Source organism: Roseivirga sp. YIW32, assembly GCF_057219245.1.
Genome location: NZ_JBXVVG010000001.1, coordinates 1,329,736 through 1,353,118 on the forward strand (window position 1 = coordinate 1,329,736; position 23,383 = coordinate 1,353,118).

Sequence of the window (23,383 nt, forward strand, 5' to 3'; positions counted from 1 at the left end):
TAAAGGTTACTTGCTTTTATATATCGGTATAAAATCGTATTGCGGTAAAGTCTTTTTTACTTTAAAATTCTATTTTCTTGATTTTTCTCTTCGCTTTCCAATAGCCCCAAAGCAACTTGGGGCTTATCCCTTTTTTGTGCGTGAGGCTTCAAGCATGTCCCACATCTCCTGGGGTATCTTCTCGAGGTGACTGAACTCACCTGCCCCCATCAACCACTCCCCACCATCAATGGTAACCACTTCGCCATTGACATACGCCGAATAATCCGACATCAGATAAGCCGCCAGGTTGGCGAGCTCTTGATGGTCTCCTACCCGACCAACGGGTACCAACTTCGCCGGGTCGAACTTCTTGACTAAATCACCAGGCAGCAACCTGCTCCATGCACCTTCCGTTGGGAATGGCCCCGGTGCAATGGCATTCATTCTGATCTTGTACTTTGCCCATTCAACTGCCAATGACCTTGTCATGGCCAAAACTCCAGCCTTAGCACATGCCGAGGGCACCACATAACCTGATCCAGTCCAGGCATAAGTAGTCACTATGTTAAGTACGGTACCGGGTTGCTTTTGGTCAATCCATCGCTTTCCGAGGGCCAGCGTGAAGTTTGTTGTACCTTTTAATACAATGTCAATGACCGTATTGAAAGCATTCGGCGATAAACGCTCTGTTGGGCTGATGAAATTCCCCGCGGCATTATTGAGCAAACTGTGTATTTGACCAAAATGGCTTTCGGTTTGTTTGATGACATTTTCTACCTGGGCGTAATCACGGACATCGCATTGCACTGCCAATACCTTTCCCCCTGTCGCTTCCATCATTTCGTCAGCGGTTTGTTTCAGCACATCAATTTTTCTACTGGTGATGACCAAGTTGGCTCCCAATTCCAAAAAATAGGTACCCATGGCTCTTCCCAATCCGGTGCCACCGCCGGTTACAATGATCGTTTGGTCTTTTAACGCTCCTTCTTTGAGCATTCCATCAATTCGCATAGTGAGTTTGTTTTGATTCTTTAAGATAGGGATTAAAAATAGTGATGGATGTTTTGACCTGTCAATTTTAAAACTAAAGTGTTCTGGCTTTGTCTAAAATCATGCGTTTGAACTCACCATCATCCTCCAAAATACTGAAGAATTACAGTATATATTCCCTGGTATCATTGAAATTGCGCTGATTGATGAAATCCTCGGCATAGCCATCGATCATATTTAAAAAGACATCTTTTTGACTCAAATATTGTTGCCTGACCTGCTCAAATAAAGCATCATCTCTTTTGAAACCTCTAAATAAGCGTTGTTTCACATCCGTGATATTCACTTCCTCTCCAGGTATTTGAGACACCACCGCATAGCTGGCATCCACCATTCCTGACATATCAAAATCATAGGGCACAGGAATGGCGTTTTTCCCTTCAATAAAGATCATCTTTTCATTGTGCTGGTAGGTGGTGGAGTAATCTGTATTACCGATCATGAATTGAAAGAAATCATTTTGAATGGAGGTGATATCGTCCTGATTTAACGGGTGTACCTTATTCTTGACCCTCTTGCCATCATTTCGTTTGGCCACTTCAGAAATATCTTCGATCACGAAGCCTGTCAGGGCATAAGCTTTGTCCTTTCGTTTTTAGTGACTTACTTGTCCATTCAGTATAATTTGGGGTATAATGTCGATCTCACTTTACTGAGTATTGCCATCATTTTCCCCTTGGTGTTTAATATTCGAGGGGCTTTTCGAAGGCGTGAAAAAGCACTTGAGCATTTAAGTCAATAACGAGCTGCTCTCAAAACCATTTACTTTTACCTGCAACTTAGCTTCGACCTCACCCCCGATGATAAGCAAAAGCTTGAATCCATAGTAGAAAACATCAGTGAAGAAGTCATCATTCACTTGCGCAAAAACACGGAAGGCACAGACGATATTGACCGTTCGATTGATGAACTGCAAGAGTTTGTGATCCATTTGAAAGATGGTATTCCGCGTCGTATTCGCGATCGGATCTTCAAGTACATGAATGGATTGCAGGAAGGCTTCGAGAACGTGCATGCCATCAATATTCACCGTACCCCTAGAGCCTTGAAGGCCTATTGTCTGGTGTTCATTTTTGTTTTCCCTATCATATATGCGCCAACAATTGTATACAACATTGGCGCTAAAGAAAACACCTCTGTGGTTTATTTCATTGTCGTGGCGACGCAATTCATTTTAATGTCGCTTTACAACATTCAAGACCAGATGGAATATCCTTTTGATGATGTAGGCGTTGATGATATCAAACTAGAAAACTTCAAAATCAATCGATAGCGACTTACTTCGTGAAAGGTGTTTATGCCTTGTCACGCTAAATGCACTGGATAGATTTTCCTGTGAAAGATTGTGAGCCCTTTTCCTTATTTTCCATTTGACGCGCGAAGTAGGATTGCCTTGTATCGAAAGACATTATATTTACTGAACAAACGTTCACCAGTGTTATGAAAAAATTAGCTTCAATAGTTTTTATAGGATTAACATCGAGTTTTTTGTTGGCTAGTTGTGTTGCACAGAAAGAATTCGATGCGCTCTCAAATGAGAAAAACGCCATCGAAAACGAAAACACCAGACTGCAAGAGGAATTGGCCATCACTGAGGAAAAAATCGATCGACTTGAAGTACAAGTAGACGACCTGAAGGGTCAGACCACTGCTCAAAAAAGTGACATTGAGCTATTGAGCAGGGAATTGGAAAGCACTCAGGGTGAATACAATCGAATAAAGCAACTTTATGATAACCTGTTGGCCAATAGCGGAGAGTTGAACTCAGACTTGGCACAACAGCAACAGCGTTTATTGGCCATCGAAGATGATCTGGAAATTGAACGTAAAAAGAATCAAGAGTTAGCCCAAGACCTGGCCAAACGTGAACAGCGCGTATTGGAATTGGAAAAAGTACTCGCTGAAAAGGATGCTGCCGTTCAAGAATTGAAAAGGAAAGTGACTGATGCTTTACTCAATTTCAACAATGATGAATTAACCGTAGAAGTGAAAAATGGCAAGGTGTATGTCTCTTTATCTGAAAAACTTCTTTTCCAATCGGGAAGCGTAAAAGTAGATGCAGCAGGCCAAAATGCTTTAAAACAATTAGCCGCAGCATTAAAAGGTAACCAAGATTTGAATGTCTTGGTAGAAGGACATACCGACAATGTACCCATTGGACGTGGAACGCAATACATGAATGACAACTGGGATCTCAGTGTCATGAGAGCTACATCTATTGTACGCATTCTCACCAACAACGGGCTCGACCCATCCATTATCACCGCAGCAGGAAAAGGTGAATTTGCCCCGGTGGCAAGCAACGATTCTGCTTCAAATAAAGCACTCAACCGCCGGACAGAGATCATCCTCACTCCAAAACTTGATGAGCTCTTCGAGATTTTGGAAACCTACTAAACAATTCTATTCAGAACTCGCTTTATAGCACATGGCTAGGGAAAATGAATATGAGCAGTTCTCTATTGAGGAATTGAACAACAAAGCAAACCGTTACAAAAAGATCCAATTCGGCATGATGATCATGTCTATTCTCTTTGCTGCCATTATCGCAGGTGTTACTTACGCCAAAGGCGGAGGAAGTGGTTATCAAATGATACCTATCTTATTGTTGGCAGGTATCGTCTATCCGCTGCTTACATTCGGCAGCATGCGTAAAAAAATCCTGAAGGAGATCGGTAACCGCAAAGACTAAGCAGAAACGCTTGACATCAATTGTGCGCATAGTAGAGCGCCATAAGTGCCTAACGCATACCCAAGCACTGCTAATAATACTCCTACAGGAGCCAATGCAGGACTAAAAGCTGATGCCACTACCGGAGCTGAAGCCGCCCCTCCAACATTCGCCTGACTGCCCACCGCGACAAAAAAGAAGGGCGCTTTGATGAGTTTCGCTACGACGATCATGATGATCACGTGCACCAGCATCCATGTGATGCCTATAGAGAACAGGCCGAGGTTATCAAAAATCTCCCCCACATTCATGTTCATGCCAATAGTCGCCACGAGAATAAAAATGAATATCGAACCCCAGCGAGAAGCACCCGCCCCTTCATAGCTGCGGAATTTTGTAAAAGACAAACCGACCCCAACCGTAGTGGCAATGACCACGATCCAGAAAAAACCGGATGCCAATGAACTCAAGTTATAACGTTCGAGCCACTCCATTTTACTTTCCATAAATGGGCTGATCAAATCGGACCCCCAGTGCGCTAAGGCTGTACCTCCAAAACCGATCGCAATGATCATGAAGGCATCAGACAGTGTCGGAATCCTTGCAATGCTGGCTGCATAATCCTCTACACGCTTCTTCAAGTCGTCGATGGCGCTGGTATCTGATTTTAACCAACGATCTACCTTATGGCTGATGCTCGCTCCATAGAGCAAGAAACCAGTCCAAATGTTAGCGCAGATCACATCCACAACGATCATGGTGGCAAACAAATCATCGCTCACTTCAAAGATTTCTTTCATCGACGCTTGATTGGCTCCCCCACCGATCCAACTACCAGCAACTGTCGAAAGCCCTCTCCAGACCTCCTCGCCTCCCCCAATTTCCAAAACACTCGGAGCAATGGTCGAAATCAGAAAAATAGCAATGGGTCCGCCCAACACGATACCCACGGTGGCGGCAAAGAACATGATCAAGGCCTTGGGACCCAAATTCAAAATACCTTTCAAGTCAATGCTTAAGCAAAGCAAGATCAAACTGGCTGGTAGCAGGTAACGTGAAGCAACAAAATAGAGCCTAGACTCTTCTCCGGAGACCAAGCCAAGCGGCCAGTTGAGCAAACCCGGTAAGAAATAGCATAACAAAATGCTGGGCACGTAAGTGTAGAACTTTTTCCAAAAGGGTTTATCTGAGCTCGAGGTTTTGAATACCCAGGCCACTAAAAGCATCAAGAGGCCAAAAACGATCGCATCATTAGTAAAAAAAGGCTCCATAGGCAAAACTTAAATCCAATGATAAGGAAAAACTGAAGATTCGCGGCATCGTATCTGTTCAAATCTATCGATTGCTCATGGAGCAGGGCAACCGTTAAGATAAGGTGCTGGACTTTTTTACCAATTGGTTCATGTAGGAAAGAATAATCCTATATATTCGAGTTTTTAAATAATGGGTATGGCAACCAGAGGAGGTTTTTCAAGTCGATTAGGATTCATAGCTGCAGCTGCAGGTTCAGCAGTAGGTTTAGGTAATATTTGGGGATTCCCCGCAGAAGTAGGCGCCGGTGGTGGCGGTGCGTTTGTGTTGATGTACCTAATTTTCTGTTTCATCCTTTGTTTCCCTGTCATGGTGACGGAGATCGCCATAGGAAGAAAAACGCAGAAAAACCCAGTGGGTGCTTTCAATGCACTCGGTTTTCAAAAATGGAACTTCGTTGGTAAAATAGGGATTCTCAGTGGTTTCTTGATCCTCTCTTTTTACAATGTCATTGCGGGCTGGGCCTTTGGATACATTTTTGAAATGGCCACTTCGAATTTTGGCGTTGCCGAACAATTCTCTGAATTCAAGATGCAAGTCTTTAAAGTAGGTGGTTATGGTTTAGTATTTATGGCAGTCACTGCCTACACCGTTTCCAAAGGCATCTCAGGGGGTATTGAAAAAGCCGCTAAGTTTTTAATGCCAGCATTGATCATCATGATGTTAGTGCTTATCGGCTACTCATTTACGCTTGAGAATTCAGGTGCCGGCTTAGCCTTTTACCTTCTTCCAGACTTTTCCAAGATCAATGGCGTTGTGATGTACAATGCATTAGGCCAAGCGTTTTTCTCCTTGTCGTTGGGAATGGGTGCCTTGATCACTTACGGTTCCTATGTAAGCAAAAAGGACAACATCATCAGCTCTGCGGCTTTGATCACACTGGCCGACGTTGGTGTGGCGGTATTGGCAGGTATGCTCATTTTCCCTTTGTTGGGCTTCATTACGCAGGGTAATATTGGCAATGGTCAAATGGCTACCGCAGGGCCGGATTTGATATTCGTTACCCTACCGAAAGTATTTGAACAGATCGGTTCTTTTGGCGCCGTAGTAGGTGCAGGCTTCTTTATACTCCTTTGCTTCGCCGCACTGACGTCGACGGTTTCTTTGCTCGAAGTACCTGTCGCCTACGTAGTTGATGAAAAAGGCATTAGAAGAAACAGAGCCGTTTGGATGGTTGCCGGACTCATTTACTTGATCGGTATTCCCTCATTGATTGGCAATGGTTACTCAGAATTCTTCACCAACTTCATCACCTACATTGGAGCAGATGCACCAACCAGTTTCCTTGGGTTCATTGGTAGCGTAGCGAACGATTCGTTGCTACCCTTAGGCGGCTGTTTGATCGTTTTCTTCGCCGCTCATGTTTGGAAAAAACACAATTTGGATGCTGAACTATCAGAGGGTAACCCGGGCTATGAAGGTTCATTCCTTCAAAAGTACCTGAACTTTACGATCTCCTACGTGGCTCCACTGGCGCTCGGTGTGATCTTCATTTTAACTGTTTTAGGCACATTCTTTGGCATTCATCTCATTTGATTCAGAAGAATTTAAGATATTCAATCCTTCCATTCACTTGGAAGGATTTTTTTATGCAAAAATTTACCTACATACTCCTCGCGCTATTTGCGCTATCAACTTGCCAGGGACAGTCTGGAATTGTGGAAAATAGGATGTACATCTGTAAAGAAGTACCTCCCCTTTCCATTTCCATTGATGGCCTCATGGATAGCCTATGGACACACGCTGAGTGGTCGAGTTATTTCGTTGATATCGAAGGAGCTAGAAACCCAAACCCATACCTCGACACCCGAGTGAAAATGCTCTGGGACAGCGCCTATTTCTATATTCTGGCAGAACTTGAAGAACCGCATGTTTGGGCAAAATTAACCGAACGCGATGACATCATCTTCTACGACAATGACTTTGAAGTCTTCATTGATCCGGATGGTGACACGCACGGTTATACCGAGATCGAACTCAATGCATTCAACACTGTCTGGGACCTCTTCCTCACCAAGCCCTATCGCGACAATGGGAATGCCCTGCATCAGTACGATATCAAAGGGCTAAAAACGGCAGTCCACATCAAGGGCACACTGAACGACCCTAGTGATGAAGACGAAGGTTGGGTCGTTGAAATGGCCATTCCTTGGAATTCATTCGGGGAAACTACCTCTGCAGATTGGCCACCGGAGAATGACCATGTTTGGCGTGTGAATTTTTCACGCGTTCAATGGGAAACTGAAATCGTTGAAGAAGAATATGTCAAAGTAATCGATGATGCCACAGGCAAACCGAAAAGGGAAATGAATTGGGTATGGTCGCCGCAGCGGGCAATAGCCATGCACGAACCTGAGTTTTGGGGTACGGTCGTCTTCAAAACAGAAGCACACGCGAGCGAGGCTTATTATGCTGACTTTCTTTCAGAAGAAATCCGGCAAAGACTATATGAGATCCATCGCAATCAGCGAAACCACTACAAGAAACACAAAAGCTTTAAAACCACAACAGACAGCCTACTAAGTGTTCAGCGCTTTATTACCGGTGACGAGATCGTTTGGGACATGAGAGGTGACGAACGAACCTATCACCTCATTATGCAACATCCACAGGACAGGATGTTATTGTGGCACTTAGACCATACAGGGAAAATCTGGAAGGAGATCAGAGAATGAAAAAAAGGACATTTTTAAAACAATTGGGATTGGGTACTGGAGCAGCTTTGGTCCTTCCTTCTCTACTCACAGGTTGTGAGTCGACATCGAACGATTTCGAGTTATGGGTATGGACCGGCGGAAACAAAGAAGTGGCGCAATGGGACCAAGAATTCAAAAGACTAGCAGATGCTGGCTTTCATGGTGTGCTCTGTGGAGGTGGTGAATCCGTATTGGAGAAGACCATTCCCATCGCCAAGAAATATGGCTTAGAGATCCATGCCTGGATGTGGGTAATGAACCAACCCGGTAATACAGAAACACAAGCGCATCCTGAATGGTATGCTGTCAGCAGAGAAGGCAACTCGAGTTTAGATGTAAGGCCCTATGTGGATTATTACCAATGGCTTTGCCCAAACAAACCTGAAGTACAAAACTATCTTTTTGACCGCATGATGAAGGTCACTGAGCTCAATGGATTGGATGGCATTCAACTCGACTATATCCGCTTTTGTGATGTGATCTTACCACGAGGCCTTTGGAGTAAATATGACCTTATTCAAGATCATGAAATGGCCGAATTCGACTTTTGTTATTGCGATACGTGCCGAAATAAATTTGCCACTGCACACGGCTTCGACCCCCTTTCTCTAGAGGATCCATCAAGCAGTGAGGAATGGAAACAGTTTCGGTATGATTCCATCACTCAGGTAGTCAATATGATCGCTGAGGGAGTACATGAGCGAGAGAAAAAGATTTCTGCTTCAGTTTTCGCCACCCCAACTCGAGCAAGAAAACTAGTCAGACAAGCATGGGACGAGTGGGATTTGGACTTCGTATTTCCCATGATCTACTATAAGTTTTATGATGAACCTGTGAGTTTTGTGCAAAGCGGAACTGCCGAAGGGGTCCAAGCCCTAAATGGAAGAATACCGCTGTATACGGCACAGTATCTTCATGACAAAACCAACGAGGAGGTGCAAGATTTCATTGAGGCTGCCAAAGCTGGTGGTTCAGCGGGGCTCGCCCTATACGATTATGGACTGATGAATGATTCGTTTCTCGCGACGATCAGCGCAAGTACAACCCAATAAAAAAGGGCTGCCAAATGGCAGCCCTTTTTTTATGAATCAATTGAGTCAATTGTTGTCAGATGACGAAGACGTTTCCTCATCCGAATCAACTTTCTTCTTTAGAATGATCGCGTCTACTGACTTCTGCTTAACCAGATCATTGAAGGCCGGTAGATCATTTTCCATCAACCTAGACAAGATCGCCAACTGTGCATCGATCTGCTCGGTTAACAGTACACGCACTTCTTCTGCCTGTTTCGTTGGTCCCCATTCTCCACTACCTGCAACGCCCAATAGCGCAGCAAGCTTGTTGTTCAATCGAATTGGGAAATTCAACGGATCCTGACCAGACCTGTTTTTCGTTTGATAAAGCGCCTCCTCTATTGTCGTCATTTGTTTCATTAGGGTGTCTCCCGCAGCCACGACTTCAGTATATCGCTCATCGCCTTTGATCTTATCCATCAAGGTGCTCATTTGCTCACGCACTTCACGAATGTCTTTAATCGCCTGGTGCGTCTCCGTCACCTTATCACAAACTTTGATCAAGAAATCATACTGTGCTTGAATATCAGCATCTGTTGAAGGGTAACGTGGATCTTTGATCAACTTGAAGGTTGTTTCCATCGTTTCGTCACCAGCCTTCATCACGGCTTTGTATTCACCCGTTGGCGCCATTGGACCAGGCCCGCGAACAGAAGCTGCCCACATGATCAAGCCTTCAAAACCTTCAGCACCTTCGGCTCTCATGTCCCAATTGAACATATTCAAACCTGCTTGTGCTTTCTGCTTGTATGTCTTGAATAGGTCACCGTTTTTGTCATAGATCTCTATTTCAACACTTCCTTTTGGTGCTTCTTTCAAATAGTAGTAGATCATCGGACCGGCTGGTTTATTCTGTCCATAAAGCAGGGCAGCATTTCCACCACCACCAAATCGTCTGCTGCTTCCACCAAGGCGGTACGCATCCATTGGTTTGAATACGTAAGCATTTGAAGAAGTGACTTCGTCACTCAATTGATGAAGAACAGTCAAATCATCGATCATCCAAAAGCTTCGCCCTTGTGTGGCAGCAATTAGATTATTCTCCTTGATGGTCAAATCTGTGATCGGAACAATCGGTAAGTTCATTTGGAATGGCTTCCATGATGCACCATCGTCAAAAGAGATGAACATCCCTCTTTCTGTTCCCGCATAAAGTAATCCTTCTCTTTCTGGATCAGCTCTTACCACACGTGTGAAGTAATCATTTGGAATACCCGATGTGATCTTAGTCCAGGTTTTTCCATAGTCCTTTGTTTTGTACAGATACGGCTCGTAATCACCTAACTTGTATTGTGTACCGGCGATGTATGCCCCACCCTTCACGAATGGATCTGGATCTATGCTATTGATCATTAAATACTTAGGGAAATCTGGAGAAGTCACATTCTCCCAATTCTTACCACCGTCACGGGTTACATGCACCAATCCGTCATCAGAGCCTGCCCAGATGAGTCCTTCTTCATAAGGAGACTCTGCTGCTGCAAAGATCGTAGCGTAATACTCAACAGAGGTGTCATCGTAGGTAATCGGACCGCCCGATTTACCCAATTTGTCAGGCTCTGCTCTCGTTAGGTCAGGACTGATAAGTTCCCAGCTACCTCCCTCATCGTAAGACACATGCACATGGTTCGATGTAGTATACAATTTATTCGGGTTGTGCGGAGAAAAGAAAATCGGGAAATTCCATTGGAACCTATACTTATAATCCTCTGCCCCATGTCCCATTGGGTTATCTGGCCACGCATTCACGTTGCGATCAATGCCTTTGTCGTGATCGACTCTCGTCAAGAACCCCCCATAACTACCTCCAAATACGATATCAGGATTATCTGGTTTTGGAGCAATGTGAGCTGATTCACCACCGGCAGTAGACTCCCAATCATTTTCCGTAATTGCAAAACCGAAAGATCGGTGATTGATACGCACAGTCGAGTTATCCTGCTGAGCGCCATAAATGCGATAAGGAAATGCATTGTCCGTAGTCACACGGTAGAACTGAGCAGTAGGTTGATTCATCATGGTCGACCAATTCTGACCTCCATCGTATGAAACTTGTGCACCACCATCGTCAGCGATCACTAACCTCATGTTATCCTCAGGCGCGATCCAAAGGTCATGATGGTCTCCGTGAGGAGCTCTTCTGGCTTGGAACGTTCTACCTCCATCTTCGGACACGTGGTAAGCCACATTCATTACATATACTTTGTCCTCGTCTTGTGTATCGGCATAAATTCTTGAGTAATACCAAGCTCTTTGGCGCAATGCGCGATCAGAATTGGTATTTCTCCATGTTTCGCCACCATCAGTAGATTTATACACTCCGCCTTTATTGGCTTCAATGATCGCATAAACAGTATTTGGATTGGCTGGTGAAATGGCTACACCAATGATTCCGATAGGTCCTTGAGGCATGCCTCGTTTATTCATGACATTTTCCCATGTCTCTCCCCCATCAGTAGATCTCCACATGGCAGAACCTTCTCCGCCGGAGGTCAAACTGTAAGGTGTTCTTCGAACCCTCCACGTACTGGCAAACATGTAGTCGGGATTATTAGGATCTAAGGTCACATCCACAGCACCTGCGTCAGCATTGGCAAAAAGCACACGCTTCCATGAGTTTCCACCATCCGTTGATTTATAGACTCCACGTGTTTCTGACGACTTGAACAAATCGCCCATTACGGCTGCCCAAACCACATTTGGATTTTCAGGATGGACCTGAATTCGGCCGACATGCATGGCATCCTTTAATCCGATATTCGTCCAGGTCTCTCCAGCATCAGTAGACTTCCACATGCCTTCAAAACCTGAAGACACATTACCTCTTACAGTTTGTTCGCCCTGACCCACGTAGACCACGTTAGGATCTGAAGGACTTACCGCAACGGCACCAATAGAGCCACCAAAAAATCCATCGGAAACGTTCTTCCAGGTTGCACCACCGTTGTCAGTCTTCCAAACACCACCTCCGGTAGCGCCCATATAGAAGACATTGGGCTCTCCTACTACACCACTCACCGTAGAGGCTCTTCCTCCCCTGAATGGTCCTATGGAACGCCACTCGATGCCTTTGTAAACCTCTGTTTTCGGATCAGCTTGAGGTTCCTCATTTTTCTTCCTGTTTCTGCGCTGTGCGTCTACATCCTGCATAGAACAGAACAGAAAAAGTAGCGCAAAAAGCAACGACCCAACAGTTTTTTTCATTAGAGTCATAGTTATGTTATTTAGTTTATACAGTTGACTTATTTGTAAGGTAGAATTTAGCAAGTCCTTTCACAAGAGGGAAGCACCAGAATTAATTTTACATGAATGGAAATAAAAAAAGGAGCTAAGGCTCCTTTATGTTTCGATCTTGGATGATGTTTACTTTACTCTGTAAATCACACTGTTGTTGAACTCTGCAATCAGAGTAGATTGATTGATGAGCTGATTGAACTCACGATCAGCCAACTCATCAGGTCTTAATACCCGCTCGTCGATCAATTCGTTATCTTCACTAAAGACCTTGATCACCTTAATGTCATCCTCCGTATAGACAGTTGTTTTGTCTTCATCAGCAATAACATCCTGGTATGCCCGCTCAAGCACTTGGCCTTTTATTATTACTGTTTCCTCTGCCTGATCATAATGATAAATAACAGAGACACCGATCACCAGTAGCAAACCCATTAGAACAACAGGCATGTAATATTTACTAACGATTTTCATTGTATCGGATTAAGACATACAATATAGTGTTTATATTTATTTATACAATATATAATTTTGTTATAATTTATTAATTCAATAGATTATTTACTATCAATCGATTACATGACAAATATTATTCCAATTAAAAAGGGAGCAATGCTCCCTTCTTAATCAACCTTAATTAATCTACTAACTAATCAATTCACTAATCTGTATACTCTTGTATTGCTGTAAGCACTTAAAAACTCTGCTTTGTTCATCAATTGCTGCGTCTGTTCATCCTCGATAACATCACCTGATGTCAGCGCAAGTTCTTTGATCAATTCGTTGTTCTCATTAAAGATTTTAATGACTTCAACCGTTTGAATTTCTTCAGGTGCGATGTATTCATACTCCACAATTGATTCATAGGCATCAGCTAATGCTTCTTGAACTTCTGCCTTCTTAATAGGATCGATCGAAGCGTCTCCGTAGGAATCAATCGCTGCGAAAAATGTTACCACCATTGCAAGTGCCAATGCGACTATCGCCGATACTTTTCTTCTCATTTCTAACTCGTTTCTCATGACCGTGTTGTTGTTTTGACTTTACTTTTGTGTCTAGGTTAAGTATTTCTAGAGTTCCAAAATTATCTTTTGTTTCCCTATACTATTATGACGACAAAGTTCTGAAAAGGTTTAGTCTAAACCACTAAAAAAATATATTATTTTCCCAATCGGCACAATTCACGGATGAACTGTCATTTTTGAGCGCTGAAAATTCCTAGTAGAAAGGCGCTGAAATGGACACCACTAGTTTTTGCTTAAGCTAACGCTTGCTCGAGGTCAGAAATAAGGTCCTCAGCATCCTCTATGCCTACACTCAATCGGATGAGTGAGTCCAATAGGCCAATCTTTATGCGTTCCTCTTTCGGCACACTTCCATGGGTCATGGTTGCGGGGTGATTGGCAAGCGACTCTACTCCTCCCAAGCTTTCAGCCAAGGCAAACAGTTGAAAGCTCTCAAGCACACGAAAAGCACGGGCTTGATCATCCCCTTTGATGGTAAACGAGATCATTCCACCAAAGCCTTTCATTTGTCTTTTTGCTAATTGGTGATTCGGGTGATCTGTGAAACCGGGCCAATAGACCTTTTCGACCAAAGGATGTGTTTTCAAATAGTTCGCAACCCGCTCGCCGTTTTCACAATGGCGTTCCATTCGAATAGCGAGGGTCTTTATTCCCCTTAGTACGAGAAAGCAATCTTGAGGGCCAGGAATTGCCCCGGTAGCATTTTGTATAAAAGTTAATTGCTCCGTGAGTATAGAATCGTTTATCGCTAAGGCACCCATGACGACATCGGAATGCCCGCCTAAGTATTTGGTCACTGAATGCATGACAATATCTGCACCTAAATCAATGGGTTGCTGCAAGGCCGGAGAAGCAAAGGTATTGTCTACGGCAAGTAACACCTGATGCTTTTTCGCTAAAGCAGCGATCCCTTCAATATCGACAATCGACATCATCGGATTGGTGGGTGTTTCCAACCAGATCAACTTCGTCCGTGGATTGATCGCTCGTCCAATTGCCAGATGGTCTTGCATATCCACAAAATGGAACTGGATTCCCATCCCCGCGAAAATTTGCGTAAAGAGGCGGTAGGTTCCGCCGTACAAATCATTTCCACTGATCACCTCATCACCTGGCTTCATTAACCTAAGCACGGCATCAATGGCGGCCATACCAGAAGCAAAGACCAATCCATGCTCCGCATTCTCTAAGGAAGCAATACTTTGTTGTAAAGCCTTCCTAGTTGGGTTCGATGAGCGACCGTAGGCAAAACCTTCGTGCTTTCCGGGAGAGGTTTGTACATAGGTAGAGGTCTGAAAAACCGGTGTCATGATGGCACCTGTCGATGGGTCCGGCTGTACCCCAGCATGAACTACTTTGGTGCCAAATTTTGCCATGGGTTACTTTTTGTTTTTCTGTTCGAAATAGTCATCCAGCTGAGCCCGGTACTTCTCTTCTGTTTCTTTGTAGTGCGGAGTCAAAGAAAGCTGACCAGGCATTTCCTCTAAGTGCAATGTCTGCGTTGGGAAGGCAAAACGAACGCCGAGATGCTCCGCCAACTTATTGATCTCGAGCATGACCTCTTGTCGACACCTGAGCTCATTGGGCCAGTCCGGCACAGCAAAAAAAACATAGAACATGATCTTTAATGAACTGTTCATGTAATCATTCAGGTAAATATTATAGTAATCCTTTCTTGTATCAGGATGCTCATCCACGATCCGGCGTAGGCCCTCGATAAACACCTCAATGACTCGTGCCGGAGTGTCATATGTTATGTTAATGCTGGTATTAAACCGCCTGTATCGCCTCAGCCCATGATTATCCACCCTTCCATTGGCAATTTGCGCATTAGGAACATAGACCACGCTATCGCGGAAGGTTCGGATACGAGTAGACCGAAGGCCTACCTCCTCCACTGTTCCATCAATATCATTCCCTTCTGTGATCCAATCACCGATCTGAAAGGGTTTGTCTAAAAAGATCATCAGAGAACCAAAGAAGTTCTTGAGCGTATCTTGGGCAGCCAAAGCAAATGCCAAACCACCAATTGATATACCCGTTAAAAGCGGTAAGATCTCAACACCAATAGCATTGAGCATGGCGATAAACCCGACAACCACAATGATTCCTTTAAATACTTTCGCCAACAAGGGAACGATGTGATCGTCTAATGTGCTTTCGCTCTTCTTTGCCAAGATCACCCCGTAAAACTCACCCACATTTGTTAACCGGAGAAAAAAACCGGTGGCAAACACCACAAAAAGCACTTTGATGCTACCTAAAAAGAATTGACCGATAAACGGTGGCATTTGAAGAATAGGAATCGCCCGGAATAGGATCATCAATACAATGATGTAGACCAATGGAGACGCTAAAGGGCTCAGCTTCTTTTGCGCCACTTCAACATGGACCAAGTCTGCCAGTTTTTTTAGGAGAAGCCGTTTGAAAACAAAAAGCAGGATGTAATAGATGATCAGTAGCCCTACGATCAAAACGAGCGCAAAAATGTATTGCCAGTAGTAAACTCCTAAAAACTTGTTCTCCTCCGAAGGCCTAAACTCTTTGAGCAATTTGCTAGCTCCAAATGGAAATAACTTGTTATGCAGTTCATCAATTGCTTTTACAGTTTCTTGGGAGTAGAGCCAAACTCGACCATATTTCTGCACATAGATCTGCGGAAATTCCTCAGTTAAAATGTATTTATGCTCATTCGAAAGTGAATCAAAATAATCGGGATCATCAGGCACCTCATCCAACTCAATGTAATTGGCCGTACCATCAAGGATCTGTTTGATTTCAAGGGCCAACTCTGCTCGTTTGGAGCGTGGCAAATTCGTTCGGGCAAGTGACTTCGCTGATTGCAGATCATTGAACGTATCGTCTTGCAGGTAATAAAGGTGATTATAAATCGCATCCTTAGGATTTAGAAACACATCAGGAAGCGTATCCCGTTGGGCCTGTGTCCAAAAACTACATAGCAAAAAAAGAAAGACCGAAATTCGTTTCATTTATTCAACAGCTGATGACTGATAGATTCTTACTTGACCATCGAAATTAGTAAACAATTGATAATTTCCCGCTCGACTAAAATAAAGAAGCGATGGTCGATAAGAGGATCTCACACCTTGCAACAGTTCATTGCCCTTTAAATCAAACAAAGAAACATTGGCAGTGGCTTCATCCCAAACCAAAAGAACCGATTTCCCGGCTCCTAAACGGTAGTAGAAAACAGACGAATTGTTTGAGGTCAGTGGAATTGTGCACAACTCCGTTTCGTCTTCCGTCATCACCGTCGCCACGCCTTTATTCGCCCTTAAGATGACGAAGCCATTACCTAGCACATCATTCACGAGGCGGTAGCTGTCCTGATTATCCTTTTTCAAGAATTGCTTTTGTGCGATAACCTTGCCTAACAAGTTCACTTTTTTTAACAAACCATTGTCTGAGATCACAGCAACAGAGGAGGTGGCGAGTGACGGTAATTTCTTGAAATATTGATCTCCCGAAAAACGTTGCTCAAGGTTGATGGGAAAACCCGAATACTCCTGAGCCATTCGGTTCAAGAGATGAATTGTCTCAGAACGTTCAATGGCCAAAAAGAAATCCTTGCCCGAGACGCGGTCGTGAAATGGAGTAACCGCCAGTTGAGCATCCAAGGTTTTCGGAGTCCAGTTTTCTAAAGGTCTTACTTCTTTATCAAATAAGTACAACTCCCCCCTCCCGGCAGAGATAAGGTAGCGATAGCGTTTGGTATTGTCATAGTCAACCAAGCTTAGGCCATTTATGGAAGCCGTTATTCCGTGAGGCTTAGGAAAACCCTCGATCTCATCTCCGTTACGGTCAATAATGTGCACCAGTGAATCAGTCGCAAAGAGATATTGCAGCTTTTGATTATTGTAATAGTCAACTTGAACGATATCCGTCGCAATTTGAGCTTCCAATTGACGCTTCCAATTGATGCTGCCCTGCAGACCAATTTGATAAAGCTGTAGACCAGCGTCTTGTAGAACCACCTCGTTTGCATTCGTTAAATGATTACGTAAGATAAATGGTCGCGTACTGGCTTTCTGGTCTAGTAGCGCATTAGCGAATAGACTCGGCTCTTCCGAAAAGACCTCTTTTTCCATCTTCACTCGTGTCTGAAAGGACACCTCTCCTGCAAATAGAAACCCTGAATTGGTACCATTGACTTGGAAGGTGGAATAATTCAATTGTTCCAAAAGGCCTTCTACCAGGTCGGCATATCTCGGACGCAGCTGTTCTGAATTCATGGCGCCTTCTTCGAAGTTGTGAATGGTCGTAAAGTAGCTGTCTTGAATCAAGCTGGCCAAAAAACTCCTCTTTTCTACAGATTGACCGTATGTGGTTTCGTCGAAGTGGGCGGCTAAACTCTTTCTCAGCATTTCGGCACTAGGTGAAAAAATGAGTCCTTCATTGGTGAGTGCATAATAGGCCCCATCACTGAGGTATTCCTCCTTCGAACGCGTTAGCTTCTGAAAAAAGTCATTACCAATATAGCCTATGGTCTGGGAAGCATATTCTTCTTGATAAACCGTTGAATCTCCAGGTAATTTTGCTTGCTCAGCCATCTGATCCAACTGTTGCACTAATGCCTCTTTGTCTTCAACCGGCAGCAAATACAGGGTTTCTGATTGATCGAACACATCGAATGAGGCCAACGCCATAAAGTCACCTATAAGGGCCTCTTTTGACGCTTCAATCATTTGCCACTTCAGTTCTGTAGCTTGTAATGGAATAAAAGACTCGCCAAAAAGCAGCGCATTGTCATTTTTCGCCATGTTTATCCCGACGGTCTCCCCGCTATACGATAAGCCTTTCGGCGTTACCTCTACATCGAAAAGCATGACGCCCTCCTCAAAAACAAAAGGCGCTACCTCCTTCATGAACTTGGTTGCCAATTCGTTATAGCGAGGTGCATTGATAAAGACCTTGTTTTGTAACAAGCCCTCCACAATTTGTTTCTCGAATAAGCGAAAATCGGTGTCATTGAAGCTACGGATAACATCTTCGATCAAGATTTCTGCAGTTGAAAGGACCAGCAAATTATCCGATATAAGATAAGACCACTGCTTGCCATTCGACTCAAGTAACCAAACCTCATAATCATCAAAATACTTGCTTGTCAAGTTCGCTTTGTTGGCCAAAAGTCCTGTTAACTTTTGCTCTATTGCAGATGGCTCGAGCGACTGATTGAAATGCATAATGGCCAAAGGGGCCAACTTGTCACCACTTACGGAATGCCAGGAAACCGTCAAGTCTTGAATTTCGGTCGTCCAAGAACTTAAAGAATCCGGATGAAGAAAGCCGCTTTCATGAGCCTCATAGAAGGACAAAAACTGCTGGTTCAGTAATTCGTTTTGTTGCAATGAAGACCTAAAGCCTTCCACATCTTGGACGTGTAAGCCCGCAAGCGCAGTTTGGGGGACATAGGCAATGGATTCTTCAGGTTTTTCTAGGATCTCCCCTAAGTCACAGGAGAACACCAATAAACAAAAGGTGGTTATGCAAATTATAAGTCTAAGTCTATTCACTTCAACAAGGCTGTTCTTTTGACCAAATACAAATGCTAAGGTAACGCTTGTTGGATTGATTCAATACAACTCTGGCAATTTTAGCACCATCCGGTACGAACCACAAACTATCGGTTAGATCTTACATTTTCTACTATTGGTAGACACCTATCAAATCAAGAACTTTATTATCGGGTTTAACTTTCACTTAGCACAGCGTTGGATGACAACTCCTCGATTGGCAAAACATATATTTTTTGTATTCACTTGCTTGACACTCTCAGTCATAAGCAGTTCAGCCAAAGAATACAACATCAAATCGGTCAGTTTCAATAAAGGAATTTACCAAGTAGATCAGCGTCCGATCAATGGCCAGATCATTGATTATTATGAAAACGAGCAGTTAAAATTTCGTTATACAGTATTGGAAGGGCGGCTTCATGGAAAGGCCATTGAATTCTTTCCCAATGGCACCATCAAGGCCGAACGAAACTACATCTTTGGAAAACTCTTTGGAGAGTATGTACTTTATTTCAAAAACGGTTCACAGCATTTAACCATGACTGTTGAGCGTAACCGCTACGGTCAAGGAGAAGAGGTTGTTGACATTCGAATGGCAAAAAAGCCAGGAAGAAAATTGAAGAAGCTTGGCGATGGCTATATCCTCTTTTTTGATCAGCAAGGCAATCCTTACAAAAGCAGTGAAAACCTGCCCATCGAAGAACAATCAAATTTCAAACTGTACCACGACGATCAGGAGATTTACCGCAACCTGATTCCTGAACCATAAAAAAAGCCTCCAATTGGAGGCTTCCTAAGTAATTCAATATTAGTTTATAATAAGCTATTTGTCTTTCGAACGGCTTCAGCACTATTCGTCAACTCCTGTTTCTCCTCAGCTGTCAATTCAATCTCAACAATCTCCTCAACTCCGTTTCTTCCGATTAAAGCCGGAACACCAATACAAATGTCTGTCAAGCCGTACTCTCCTTCTAATAAACAAGAAGCAGGGAACATTTTCTTGGCATCATTTGCAATGGCCTGTACCATTGCTGAAACAGCGGCACCTGGTGCATACCACGCGGATGTTCCTAACAATTTCGTTAAGGTTGCCCCTCCTACTTTGGTTTCTTGCTTAACTTCTTCCATTCGCTCCTCACTGATGAACGAGCTCACAGGCACTGAATTTCGAGTTGCCAAACGTGTCAACGGAATCATTCCTGTATCACTATGACCACCAATAACCATTCCATCCACATCAGAGATCGGTGCCTCTAGGGCTTCCGCTAAACGGTACTTGAAGCGAGCAGAATCGAGTGCACCACCCATTCCAATAATTCTATTCTTTGGCAAACCAGTGGCCTGATGCGTCAAATAGGTCATGGTATCCATTGGATTAGACACCACAATGATAATGACCTCAGGTGAGTGCTTGATTAAATTTTCGGCTACAGACTTTACAATGCCCGCGTTTGTACTGATCAACTCTTCTCTGGTCATTCCGGGTTTTCTTGGAATACCTGAAGTGATCACGGCCACATCACTACCGGCTGTCTTGCTGTAATCATTGGTTGTACCGACGATCTTGGTGTCGAACGCGTTCAAGGACGCACATTGCATCAAATCCATTGCCTTCCCTTCAGCAAAGCCTTCTTTGATGTCGATCAAAACGACTTCAGAAGCAAAATCTTTAATAGCGATATATTCTGCACAACTGGCACCTACTGCTCCGGCACCTACTACGGTAACTTTCATGTTTTTCTGTTTGAAATTGAGGATCGATTAACGGGGCAAAGGTAAGAAGTGAACAGCCCAAATAAAAACCCAGACGCCATATATTAATGTGTCGAGGAAAGCCCGCCTTGACTTGAAATATAGAGGACTTCCTTGGTATTAGTCCTTACCTTGGCGTGCTCTGCGATACGGTAGCCAACTACCCAGATAATTTCATCATGGGAAACTAATACGTACACCTTACCCTTCTGGCTCAAGGGCACTTTTTCATCGATCAAAAAATCACTCACTAATTTACTCCCTTTCATGCCTAGGGGCTGAAACCTATCACCTTGTCGCCAAGGCCGTAAATGCAGTGGAAAACGGATTTTTCCCCAATCAAAAAGGGCATTTTTCGGATTGGTGTCGATGGTCAATCCCTGAGCACTCAGCCTTTCGAGTTGATAGCCAACACCAAATGGAATAGAAGACTGCCCTTCGTTGATGGTATAGGTCAATTGATCTTTTTGGCCTCTGGGAATCAACCGAAGGTCCTTCCGCTCCACGAACAACTCATAATGTTCAGACTCGAAATGAATTCCCAACCTGCCATCAAGTCCCTCAAGAATGGCTGCACATTGATCGTAGTTGAATCCATAAGGAAGCAAGAGTTCTTCCAATTCGAAAGCTGAGACCTGTGCTTTTTGCACCGCTTCTTTGTTGATGATGACTGTATCATCCACTTCATCAAACAAGGAACCCCTCAAGGCATCCATGTGCTTTCCAAAAACCTGTTTGACCACCTGATTCTTTTCTGCTAACCGTTCTATCTGTTTTAAGAATCCCGGATTGATCTCCTCCAGCACCGGAACAATCTCATGCCGGATCTTATTTCTTCGATAGTTTGTACTTGCATTGGAAAGATCTTCTCTCCATTTGACTTGGTGGTTAACGGCATAACCCAGCAACTCTGACTTGGTAAAAGGCAGCAAGGGACGGATCCGGCCTTTCTCTGCAATGGGAATACCCGCCAGGCCATTGATAGATGTACCCCTTGTCATGTTTAGCAACATCGTTTCGGCAAGATCATTTTTATGATGCGCTGTCAAGAGATGATCAATCCCTTCTTCCTTCATAAGTTGCTCAAACCACTCGTAGCGGAGTTCCCTGGCCGCCATTTGGGTAGAAATTTTATGCTGCTGAGCATATGCACGCGTATCAAAAGAGGCAGAAAAAAAAGGAACATCGATTTTTCGAGCATAGGTTTCTACAAACTCCTCATCAAGACTGGAGTCTTGGTTGCGTAAATTGAAATTACAATGGGCTATTACGAATCGGTGCTGTGATGCCTTTAGCAACTCACAGAGAACTATTGAGTCCACACCTCCACTGACCGCCACCAATAACTTATCTGTGGGTAGAAAGAGGGCATGTTTTTTGATACACTGCAAAAAGCGCTCAAGCATGATTCAAAAATACGACAATTCGCTAATTTTGGCGCTCCTTAGCATGAAGCGATACCTGTTACTTACTGTTCTTTCTTTCCTTGGGCTATCCGTCTTCGGACAGACACGCGTACAATTGAAACGGGCAGAAAAGTTAGCGCAAGACATTATTGAAGGTCAACCCATCCAAAAGCTTATCGGCAATGTGTGGATCGTACAGGGATCGACTAATATTTTTTGCGATTCAGCATACCTCAACAAAGCATCCAACTCAGCGCAAGCTTTTGGCCATGTGAACATCATCGATACAGAAGATTCCATTGACGTAAAAAGCGATTACATGGAGTACGAGGGAAGCACTGGGCTGGCAAGGTTACGAGATAATGTCATTTTAAGAGACAGCTCGGGAGTTCTTTACACCAACTACTTGGATTATGACAGATCAACAAAAACAGGTTATTACGAAGGCGGAGGTAAGCTGATCGACCCATTGAATGAGGTCACCAGTTTGAGAGGAGAATACTATCCTGACCAGGACTTGGCGCATTTTTTTGATTCAGTAAGAGTAAAAAATGTCGACTTTACATTAGAAACGGACACACTTTTCTATGAAACGGTGAGTCGAAAAACAAGAACCTACGGGTTCACAAAAGCCATTACTAACGATGGTGACACCTTGCTCTCGCAGCACGGCTTGCTTTATGATGCGGAAAGCCAATATGCTGAGGTCTATCAGGGCGAAGTACGCAGCGCGGATTACACGATGAAAGCCGACACCTTGATCGCCGACGATCTGAAGCAAGTTTATCGAGGTATTGATAACATCAGGTTGTATTCGGTGGCCGATTCATTGACCATTTTCGGAGACGTGGGCGTCTACAATAAAGAAGAAGCCTATGGAAAGGTCTACGAGAACGCCTATTTAAGAAAGCTTATCGATGGCGATTCCTTGTTCATCAATGCGGACACACTTTTTTCTAGTCAGAAGGAAGAACAGAAGTACCTTCTCGCCTATCACGGTGCAACTCTTTACAAAAGTAACCTGCAGGGAATTGCTGATTCCGTGAGCTATAATTTTTCCGATAGCACCATCTACATGTTTCAAGACCCCGTCATTTGGAGTGATGAATCACAGATCAGTGCAGACTCGATCCACATTGAGGTGAAAGGCAACCGCATCGACAAAATGGTGCTGAGACAAAAAGCATTTGTGATCAGCAAAGACAGTCTTGAAAACTTTAACCAGATCAAAGGAAGGGACATGGATGTCTATTTCAAAAATGGAAGTATTGATCATACAGACATCAACGGCAATGGAGAAAGCATCTATTTCGTGATGGAAAGCCCTGGAGTAACTTCAATGAATAAAATGAAGTGTTCCAACATGGGCATCTATTTCAAGAACAACTTTGTGAGTGAATTAAAAGCCTACAGAGAAATAGATGGACGACTCATTCCCCCAACAGAGATCCTAGGCCCAGATAAACGCCTGCGAGGCTTTGCATGGCGTGTGGAGGAAAAGCCTAAGTTACGGGAGGTGGCGCTGCATTTGCGGTATGATCGTTAAATACAGTTAAAGGCAATTTATTCTCTTTCAAAGTGTTTTTCTTTGCGTCATTGCCCAAATCAATACATTGGATTTGTAAAACATTACAGGTAAATTTGCAGGC

The 23,383-nt window shown here is 43.8% G+C and carries 19 protein-coding genes; 8 read left to right on the forward strand and 11 right to left on the reverse strand.

Annotated features, from left to right (window positions below; all coding sequences use genetic code 11):
* Positions 1-123: 123 nt before the first annotated feature.
* Both AC2D6U_RS06415 and AC2D6U_RS06420 read right to left on the reverse strand, forming a co-directional pair.
* Positions 124-993, reverse strand: coding sequence for an SDR family oxidoreductase (locus AC2D6U_RS06415; RefSeq protein WP_484720124.1), 870 nt, complete (start codon positions 991-993; stop codon positions 124-126).
* Positions 994-1,135: 142 nt separating this feature from the next.
* Positions 1,136-1,591, reverse strand: a complete 456-nt coding sequence (locus tag AC2D6U_RS06420; RefSeq protein WP_484720125.1) for a hypothetical protein — start codon at positions 1,589-1,591, stop codon at positions 1,136-1,138.
* A 300-nt stretch (positions 1,592-1,891) separates the two neighbouring features.
* Here AC2D6U_RS06420 and AC2D6U_RS06425 point away from each other — a divergent pair, with 300 nt between their 5' ends.
* The 3 genes from AC2D6U_RS06425 to AC2D6U_RS06435 all read left to right on the forward strand — a co-directional run bounded on the left by AC2D6U_RS06425 (position 1,892) and on the right by AC2D6U_RS06435 (position 3,724).
* Positions 1,892-2,305, forward strand: coding sequence for a hypothetical protein (locus AC2D6U_RS06425; protein ID WP_484720126.1), 414 nt, complete (start codon positions 1,892-1,894; stop codon positions 2,303-2,305).
* Positions 2,306-2,472: 167 nt separating this feature from the next.
* The gene (locus AC2D6U_RS06430) at positions 2,473-3,429 is read left to right on the forward strand and encodes an OmpA family protein (protein WP_484720127.1); all 957 of its coding nucleotides are present in this window, start codon (positions 2,473-2,475) and stop codon (positions 3,427-3,429) included.
* A 31-nt stretch (positions 3,430-3,460) separates the two neighbouring features.
* Positions 3,461-3,724, forward strand: coding sequence for a hypothetical protein (locus tag AC2D6U_RS06435; RefSeq protein WP_484720128.1), 264 nt, complete (start codon positions 3,461-3,463; stop codon positions 3,722-3,724).
* Here the strand turns inward: AC2D6U_RS06435 and AC2D6U_RS06440 are convergent.
* Positions 3,721-4,974, reverse strand: a complete 1,254-nt coding sequence (locus AC2D6U_RS06440) for a DUF819 family protein (protein ID WP_484720129.1) — start codon at positions 4,972-4,974, stop codon at positions 3,721-3,723. The two genes, AC2D6U_RS06435 and AC2D6U_RS06440, sit on opposite strands and share 4 nt — an antisense overlap.
* 178 nt (positions 4,975-5,152) lie before the next feature.
* On the opposite strand from AC2D6U_RS06440, the gene AC2D6U_RS06445 reads away from it, so the two are divergent.
* From AC2D6U_RS06445 to AC2D6U_RS06455, 3 genes are read left to right on the forward strand one after another with little or no spacing between them, the layout of a single operon-like run.
* Complete coding sequence (locus AC2D6U_RS06445) at positions 5,153-6,550, forward strand: sodium-dependent transporter (protein ID WP_484720130.1); 1,398 nt, start codon at positions 5,153-5,155, stop codon at positions 6,548-6,550.
* A gap of 53 nt (positions 6,551-6,603) precedes the next feature.
* Complete coding sequence (locus tag AC2D6U_RS06450; RefSeq protein ID WP_484720131.1) at positions 6,604-7,689, forward strand: carbohydrate-binding family 9-like protein; 1,086 nt, start codon at positions 6,604-6,606, stop codon at positions 7,687-7,689.
* Positions 7,686-8,762 carry a family 10 glycosylhydrolase gene (locus AC2D6U_RS06455; protein ID WP_484720132.1) on the forward strand — a complete coding sequence of 359 codons (1,077 nt, stop codon included), beginning with the start codon at positions 7,686-7,688 and terminating at the stop codon, positions 8,760-8,762. The genes AC2D6U_RS06450 and AC2D6U_RS06455 overlap by 4 nt, the downstream gene beginning before the upstream one ends.
* Before the next feature lie 45 nt (positions 8,763-8,807).
* Here the strand turns inward: AC2D6U_RS06455 and AC2D6U_RS06460 are convergent, their stop codons facing one another.
* The 6 genes from AC2D6U_RS06460 to AC2D6U_RS06485 form a co-directional block, all read right to left on the reverse strand.
* Positions 8,808-11,987, reverse strand: a complete 3,180-nt coding sequence (locus tag AC2D6U_RS06460) for a WD40/YVTN/BNR-like repeat-containing protein (protein ID WP_484720133.1) — start codon at positions 11,985-11,987, stop codon at positions 8,808-8,810.
* A gap of 159 nt (positions 11,988-12,146) precedes the next feature.
* Positions 12,147-12,491 (reverse strand): hypothetical protein, encoded by a 345-nt coding sequence (locus tag AC2D6U_RS06465; protein ID WP_484720134.1) that lies wholly within the window; start codon positions 12,489-12,491, stop codon positions 12,147-12,149.
* 179 nt (positions 12,492-12,670) lie between these two features.
* Positions 12,671-13,039, reverse strand: a complete 369-nt coding sequence (locus AC2D6U_RS06470; protein WP_484720135.1) for a hypothetical protein — start codon at positions 13,037-13,039, stop codon at positions 12,671-12,673.
* Between the two features lie 236 nt (positions 13,040-13,275).
* The gene (locus AC2D6U_RS06475) at positions 13,276-14,418 is read right to left on the reverse strand and encodes a cystathionine gamma-synthase (protein ID WP_484720136.1); all 1,143 of its coding nucleotides are present in this window, start codon (positions 14,416-14,418) and stop codon (positions 13,276-13,278) included.
* A gap of 3 nt (positions 14,419-14,421) precedes the next feature.
* Complete coding sequence (locus AC2D6U_RS06480) at positions 14,422-16,032, reverse strand: mechanosensitive ion channel family protein (RefSeq protein ID WP_484720137.1); 1,611 nt, start codon at positions 16,030-16,032, stop codon at positions 14,422-14,424.
* Positions 16,033-18,576, reverse strand: coding sequence for a hypothetical protein (locus AC2D6U_RS06485; protein ID WP_484720138.1), 2,544 nt, complete (start codon positions 18,574-18,576; stop codon positions 16,033-16,035). It lies immediately after the preceding gene.
* Positions 18,577-18,826: 250 nt separating this feature from the next.
* Between AC2D6U_RS06485 and AC2D6U_RS06490 the strand changes: the two genes are divergently transcribed.
* Positions 18,827-19,345 (forward strand): toxin-antitoxin system YwqK family antitoxin, encoded by a 519-nt coding sequence (locus AC2D6U_RS06490; RefSeq protein WP_484720139.1) that lies wholly within the window; start codon positions 18,827-18,829, stop codon positions 19,343-19,345.
* A gap of 44 nt (positions 19,346-19,389) precedes the next feature.
* Here AC2D6U_RS06490 and mdh read toward each other — a convergent pair whose 3' ends face one another.
* The gene (gene mdh, locus AC2D6U_RS06495; protein ID WP_484720140.1) at positions 19,390-20,310 is read right to left on the reverse strand and encodes a malate dehydrogenase; all 921 of its coding nucleotides are present in this window, start codon (positions 20,308-20,310) and stop codon (positions 19,390-19,392) included.
* An 83-nt stretch (positions 20,311-20,393) separates the two neighbouring features.
* Positions 20,394-21,734: a tRNA lysidine(34) synthetase TilS gene (tilS, locus tag AC2D6U_RS06500; RefSeq protein ID WP_484720141.1), complete on the reverse strand. Its 1,341-nt coding sequence runs from the start codon at positions 21,732-21,734 to the stop codon at positions 20,394-20,396.
* On the opposite strand from tilS, the gene AC2D6U_RS06505 reads away from it, so the two are divergent.
* Positions 21,733-23,280 (forward strand): OstA-like protein, encoded by a 1,548-nt coding sequence (locus AC2D6U_RS06505; protein ID WP_484720142.1) that lies wholly within the window; start codon positions 21,733-21,735, stop codon positions 23,278-23,280. The two genes, tilS and AC2D6U_RS06505, sit on opposite strands and share 2 nt — an antisense overlap.
* Positions 23,281-23,383: the final 103 nt, after the last annotated feature.

Excerpts from the sequence above, each read along its gene's own strand:
- AC2D6U_RS06415 (WP_484720124.1), bottom strand. The coding sequence starts at position 993 with ATGCGAATTGATGGAATGCTCAAAGAAGGAGCGTTAAAAGACCAAACG.
- AC2D6U_RS06430 (WP_484720127.1), top strand. The coding sequence starts at position 2,473 with ATGAAAAAATTAGCTTCAATAGTTTTTATAGGATTAACATCGAGTTTT.
- AC2D6U_RS06435 (WP_484720128.1), top strand. The coding sequence starts at position 3,461 with ATGGCTAGGGAAAATGAATATGAGCAGTTCTCTATTGAGGAATTGAAC.
- AC2D6U_RS06440 (WP_484720129.1), bottom strand. The coding sequence starts at position 4,974 with ATGGAGCCTTTTTTTACTAATGATGCGATCGTTTTTGGCCTCTTGATG.
- AC2D6U_RS06445 (WP_484720130.1), top strand. The coding sequence starts at position 5,153 with ATGGCAACCAGAGGAGGTTTTTCAAGTCGATTAGGATTCATAGCTGCA.
- AC2D6U_RS06450 (WP_484720131.1), top strand. The coding sequence starts at position 6,604 with ATGCAAAAATTTACCTACATACTCCTCGCGCTATTTGCGCTATCAACT.
- AC2D6U_RS06455 (WP_484720132.1), top strand. The coding sequence starts at position 7,686 with ATGAAAAAAAGGACATTTTTAAAACAATTGGGATTGGGTACTGGAGCA.
- AC2D6U_RS06460 (WP_484720133.1), bottom strand. The coding sequence starts at position 11,987 with ATGAAAAAAACTGTTGGGTCGTTGCTTTTTGCGCTACTTTTTCTGTTC.
- AC2D6U_RS06465 (WP_484720134.1), bottom strand. The coding sequence starts at position 12,491 with ATGAAAATCGTTAGTAAATATTACATGCCTGTTGTTCTAATGGGTTTG.
- AC2D6U_RS06470 (WP_484720135.1), bottom strand. The coding sequence starts at position 13,039 with ATGAGAAACGAGTTAGAAATGAGAAGAAAAGTATCGGCGATAGTCGCA.
- AC2D6U_RS06475 (WP_484720136.1), bottom strand. The coding sequence starts at position 14,418 with ATGGCAAAATTTGGCACCAAAGTAGTTCATGCTGGGGTACAGCCGGAC.
- AC2D6U_RS06480 (WP_484720137.1), bottom strand. The coding sequence starts at position 16,032 with ATGAAACGAATTTCGGTCTTTCTTTTTTTGCTATGTAGTTTTTGGACA.
- mdh (WP_484720140.1), bottom strand. The coding sequence starts at position 20,310 with ATGAAAGTTACCGTAGTAGGTGCCGGAGCAGTAGGTGCCAGTTGTGCA.
- AC2D6U_RS06505 (WP_484720142.1), top strand. The coding sequence starts at position 21,733 with ATGATTCAAAAATACGACAATTCGCTAATTTTGGCGCTCCTTAGCATG.
- tilS (WP_484720141.1), bottom strand. The coding sequence starts at position 21,734 with ATGCTTGAGCGCTTTTTGCAGTGTATCAAAAAACATGCCCTCTTTCTA.